Source organism: Trichocoleus sp. DQ-U1 (assembly GCF_039961925.1).
Taxonomy (GTDB): Bacteria; Cyanobacteriota; Cyanobacteriia; order Cyanobacteriales; family FACHB-T130; genus FACHB-T130.
Map to the genome: position 1 here is coordinate 1 of NZ_JAMPKB010000152.1, position 5,127 is coordinate 5,127.

General features: G+C 48.7%; 4 protein-coding genes and 1 pseudogene. 1 reads left to right on the plus strand and 4 read right to left on the minus strand.

The window, feature by feature from the left end; all coding sequences use genetic code 11:
• Positions 1-1,068: pseudogene (gene ftsH2 / locus NDI34_RS27635) on the plus strand (ATP-dependent zinc metalloprotease FtsH2); the annotation flags it as partial.
• Between the two features lie 125 nt (positions 1,069-1,193).
• On the opposite strand, the gene NDI34_RS27640 reads toward ftsH2, so the two are convergent.
• The 4 genes from NDI34_RS27640 to NDI34_RS27655 form a co-directional block, all read right to left on the minus strand.
• On the minus strand, positions 1,194-1,940 hold the full coding sequence (locus NDI34_RS27640; RefSeq protein ID WP_348234433.1) for an ankyrin repeat domain-containing protein: 747 nt from the start codon (positions 1,938-1,940) through the stop codon (positions 1,194-1,196).
• A 38-nt stretch (positions 1,941-1,978) separates the two neighbouring features.
• Positions 1,979-3,238 (minus strand): ankyrin repeat domain-containing protein, encoded by a 1,260-nt coding sequence (locus tag NDI34_RS27645; protein ID WP_348234434.1) that lies wholly within the window; start codon positions 3,236-3,238, stop codon positions 1,979-1,981.
• 170 nt (positions 3,239-3,408) lie between these two features.
• On the minus strand, positions 3,409-4,797 hold the full coding sequence (gene psbC, locus NDI34_RS27650; RefSeq protein WP_190414496.1) for a photosystem II reaction center protein CP43: 1,389 nt from the start codon (positions 4,795-4,797) through the stop codon (positions 3,409-3,411).
• A 117-nt stretch (positions 4,798-4,914) separates the two neighbouring features.
• The coding region (locus NDI34_RS27655) for a photosystem II protein D2 (RefSeq protein WP_348233786.1) at positions 4,915-5,127 on the minus strand (213 nt) is incomplete at its 5' end.

Consider the following 5,127-nt stretch of genomic DNA (forward strand, 5'->3'; position numbering starts at 1 on the left):
ATCGACGCCGTCGGACGGCAAAGAGGCGCAGGCATCGGCGGTGGGAACGACGAACGGGAACAAACCCTCAACCAGCTCTTGACAGAAATGGACGGGTTTGAAGGCAATACCGGAATTATTATCATTGCCGCAACCAACCGTCCCGATGTTCTGGATTCGGCGCTGTTGCGTCCGGGGCGTTTTGACCGACAAGTGATGGTGGATGCACCGGATCTGAAGGGACGCCTTGCGGTTTTAGAAGTCCACGGACGGAACAAAAAAATTGCTCCCGAAGTTTCCTTAGAAGCGATCGCTCGTCGGACTCCAGGCTTTACAGGTGCTGACTTAGCGAACCTGCTCAACGAAGCTGCTATCTTGACCGCTCGCCGTCGCAAAGAGGCCATCACGATGATGGAAATCAACGACGCCGTTGACCGGGTGGTAGCGGGTATGGAAGGCACGCCGCTGGTGGATAGCAAGAGCAAGCGACTGATTGCCTACCACGAAGTAGGACACGCCATCGTCGGTACCCTAGTGACCGACCACGACCCAGTCCAAAAAGTCACCCTCGTGCCAAGAGGTCAAGCGCGTGGCTTAACCTGGTTCACTCCCAATGAAGATCAAGGCTTAATCTCCAGATCCCAGCTATTGGCACGCATTACCGGCGCTTTAGGCGGACGTGCGGCGGAGGAAGTCATCTTTGGCGATTCCGAGATTACGACTGGTGCTGGCGGAGACTTGCAACAGGTGACAGGGTTGGCACGGCAGATGGTCACGCGGTTTGGAATGTCTACCCTCGGCCCCCTGTCGCTAGAAAGCCAGAGTGGTGAAGTGTTCTTGGGACGCGATTGGACGAGCCGTAGCGAGTATTCTGAGGAAATTGCTTCCCAGATTGATGTGCAAGTGCGGTCAATTGTCGCTAAATGCTACAAAGATGCCTGCAAGATCATGAGCGACAACCGGGAAGTCATCGACCGACTCGTAGACTTGTTGATTGAGAAGGAAACTATTGACGGTGAAGAGTTCCGCCAAATTGTTGCTGAGTACACAGATGTACCAGAAAAAGAGCAATTTGTGCCGAGTTTGTAAATTGTCTTGAGTTTTGAGTTATGAATTAATTCAAAACTCTTTAGGATATGGGGATGAGGTGGCTCATCCCCGTTTTTTTTATTTGTACTGCCAGGGATGGTGGAAGCGATCGCTACATCTTCTCATTAAAAATCTTGCGACTTGGTAGCACCCGCTTGCTTGAGTAATTCAATCACCTCGGCGTGTTGTCTACCTTTGTGATGCCCTTTCATCATGCCCAACTCAGCATATTCAAGTGCATTACAGTAATCTTCAACTCTCGCATTCACATCTGCACCCGCTTCTACCAAGGCGCGAACGATATCAAGGTATCCCTGAGAGGCAGCATGGAGTAGCGGATTAAAAGAGCCAGCGAAGGCTCTTTTGTTTACGTCTGCACCAGCTTCAATCAGCATCCTCACGATTTCATCATGCCCTCTTGAAGCTGCATTGCATAACGCGGTGCTATTCGTCCTGCGATTAACGTCCGCGCCTGCTTGAATTAACGCTCTAACCTGTTCGGCATTTCCGTCATAGGCTGCTTGAATTAAGGCAATATCATTCATTCCCCCTTCTGAAGCACCCGCTTGTTTGAGCAGGCGAACAATTTTACGATGTCTGCTAGCCTCTGCCAACATCATTGTTGTATTACCATCATCATCTGTGGCATCAAGGTCTGCACCTGCTTCTATCAAAGCCTGAGTTGAATCGGCATAACCAGCCATAGCAGCACACATCAGAGCGGTACGACCATCCTTACCTTTGAGATTGATATTCGCCCCCGCTTCCACTAACATTTTGACCACTTCAGCCCGTTTTCCTGTTGCGAAAAAGCTTCCGGCTACGTGCATCAAAGCAGTTTTCCCCTCACCGAGTCCATCTTCTTCGCTCAAAATATCTAACTCAGCACCTGCATCAATTAGAGTTTGAACTACAGGAATAGAACGTAATGAGCCGCATACATTAAGGCAGTTTCACCGTTAGAGCCAATAGCATTGATGTCTATCTCCTTCTCAATGGCTGCTTTTACCGCTTCGACTTTTCCAAACATTGCCGCATCAATGAAATCTTCGACATCCTTCTTCTGTAATCGCTCCTTTTTCTTGACACCTTTCTCAATTTCTCTCTCCCCATACTTCCGGATATCTTCAGCACCTAAGGGATACAAATAGTCGTGGATTTCACGATGCCCGTTATAAGCTGCGTAGCGCAAAGGAGTATTAGAGCCTTCATACCAAGCATTAACATCAGCTCCTGCTTCTACCAGCATTTGCACCATCTTAAATTGACCGTTGTTAGCCGCTCCTATTAAAGCTGTGTAACTACCTTTGGGGTAGTTGATATCTACGCCAGTCTTCAGCAGAAGTTGCATGATTTCTATATATCCATGTACCGCAGCGATTGCTAGAGAAGTAGTTTCACTGTCTCCTCCTAGAGGGTTAGCGCCTGCCTCAAGAAGAACTCGAACAATCTCAACTTGTCCATGCTCAACTGCCATGCCTAAAGGTGTGTACCCGCCGCAATCCCACCCAGGTTTATTGACTTCAGCACCAGCAGAAATGAGGGCGTGGACAATTTCAAGCTGTCCGTGTTTGGCAGCAACAACGAGGGGAACAGAGTCATGCCATGTATTTGGATTGACTTCAGCACCAGCTTTAAGCAAAGTTTTTACAATCTCGACATGACCGGAAGCGATCGCTACTATCAATGCCGTCTTTTCTTCCTCCTCATCAAAATTTTCCTCTTCGTCAAACTCTACACCTTCATCTTGGGAGGAGTTTTGCTGCTCATTGGTACCCGCACTACTGATGCTGTTTTCATCTGAGAAAGCATCAACGAACTGCGTAAAGCCTGCAAAAAAGCCTTTTGCTTGATCGGGGGCATCTTCAAGCGCTTCGCTTATCATCTCGCCTAAACTGGCATTTCCCGGTACGGATGACACAGAAATAGTTGGGTTAAACTTGGGACTTTTAGCTATTCCAGACTTAGCATTGACATTTGCCCCTGCCTCCAGCAATGCCTCCACAATGTCTAGATTTCCGATGCTAGAAGCTAACACCAGTGGATGTTGACCCCTGGAATAATTCTTGCGGTTAGCATCAACTCCAGAATCTAGAAGTTGATTGACTTGCTCGACATCAGATGACTGAATTGCCTCAAATAATCTTTCAGTTTTGTTTTCAGCATTCACAAGTTTTCTGCACTCCAATATTGCACGGTAGCTGCAATTGATGCCGATAGCGTAGCCCTGATTTGAGGCAGCGTCCTGCGTGATTTTACCAATAACAAAAAGGCTCCTGTTGGAAAACAGGAGCCTTTTTATTTATCAGTTATAAGTCTCTAATTCAAAACTCAAACTAATTAGTCGAGGTCAGGCATAGATAGCACTGGCTCGGTTTCACGGTCAATTCCTTTCTCGAAACCAGCAGCAGCAGCGCGGGCGCGACCGGCGTGCCACAAGTGACCGACTAGGAAGAAGAAACCCATGACAAAGTGGAAACAAGCCAACCAAGAACGGGGAGACACGTAGTTAAACGAGTTGATCTCCGTAGCAACACCACCCACAGAGTTCAGTGAACCCAAAGGAGCGTGGGTCATGTACTCAGCAGCGCGACGCGCTTGCCAAGGTTGAATGTCGTTCTTGATCTTGTTCAGGTCAAGACCATTGGGACCGCGTAGCGGCTCCAACCAAGGGCCACGGAAATCCCAGAAGCGCATTGTTTCACCACCGAAGATGATTTCGCCGCTAGGAGAGCGCATCAGGTATTTACCTAAGCCAGTGGGACCTTGTGCAGAACCGACGTTCGCACCTAAGCGCTGGTCGCGGATCAGGAAGGTCATTGCTTGAGCTTGAGAAGCTTCAGGGCCAGTGGGACCGTAGAATTCGCTGGGATAAACAGTGTTGTTAAACCAAACGAAGCAAGAAGCAATGAAAGCCATCAAGGACACAGCACCGATGCTGTAGGAGAGATAAGCTTCTCCAGACCAGATCAAGGCACGACGTGCCCATGCAAAAGGCTTGGTGAGAATATGGAAAATGCCACCAGCAATGCAAATCAGACCAACCCAGATGTGACCGCCGACGACATCTTCCAGGTTATCAACGCTAACAATCCAGCCGTCGCCACCGAAGGGAGACTTGAGCAGGTAGCCGAAGATCACTGCTGGGTTGAGCGTAGGACTGGTAATGACACGAACATCACCACCACCAGGTGCCCAAGTGTCATACAAACCACCAAAGAACATTGCCTTAATCACCAACAGGAAGGCACCGATTCCCAAGAGGATCAGGTGAATCCCGATAATGGTGGTCATTTTGTTCTTATCTTTCCAGTCGTAGCCAAAGAAACCGGAGTATTCTTCCAGAGTTTCCGGACCGCGAATTGCATGGTAAATTCCACCCAAGCCTAGAACAGCGGAGGAAATCAGGTGCAAAACACCAACGACAAAGAAGGGGAAAGTGTCGATCACTTCTCCACCTGGACCCACACCCCAGCCTTGAGAGGCTAGGTGAGGCAGCAGGATTAATCCCTGTTCGTACATCGGCTTTTCGGGCACAAAGTGAGCGACTTCAAACAAAGTCATCGCTCCAGCCCAGAAAACAATCAGACCAGAGTGGGCAACGTGAGCGCCCAGCAGCTTACCAGACAGGTTGATTAGACGGGCGTTACCCGCCCACCAGGCGAATCCAGACGACTCTTGGTCGCGTCCGGCACCTGATACGAAACCACTATTAAATGACGTTTGCACGGGGTAAAACCTCTATTGTCATTAACCAAACAAGGTACCGACCTTAAGATTTTAAATTTTAGATTTTAGATTTTAGATGAATAATTATCCAAAATCTAAAATCCAAAATTCAAAACATTACAGTGCGTTACCGCGAGGCAGAACCTCTTCAGGGAAGATAAAGTTCTCGTGGGGTTGATCCTGAGGAGCCATCCAAGCCCGAATGCCCTCATTGAGCAGAATATTCTTGGTGTAGAACGTTTCAAACTCGGGATCTTCTGCCGCCCGCAGTTCCTGGGAGACAAAGTCGTAAGCCCGCAGATTTAAGGCTAAACCGACAATCCCAATCGA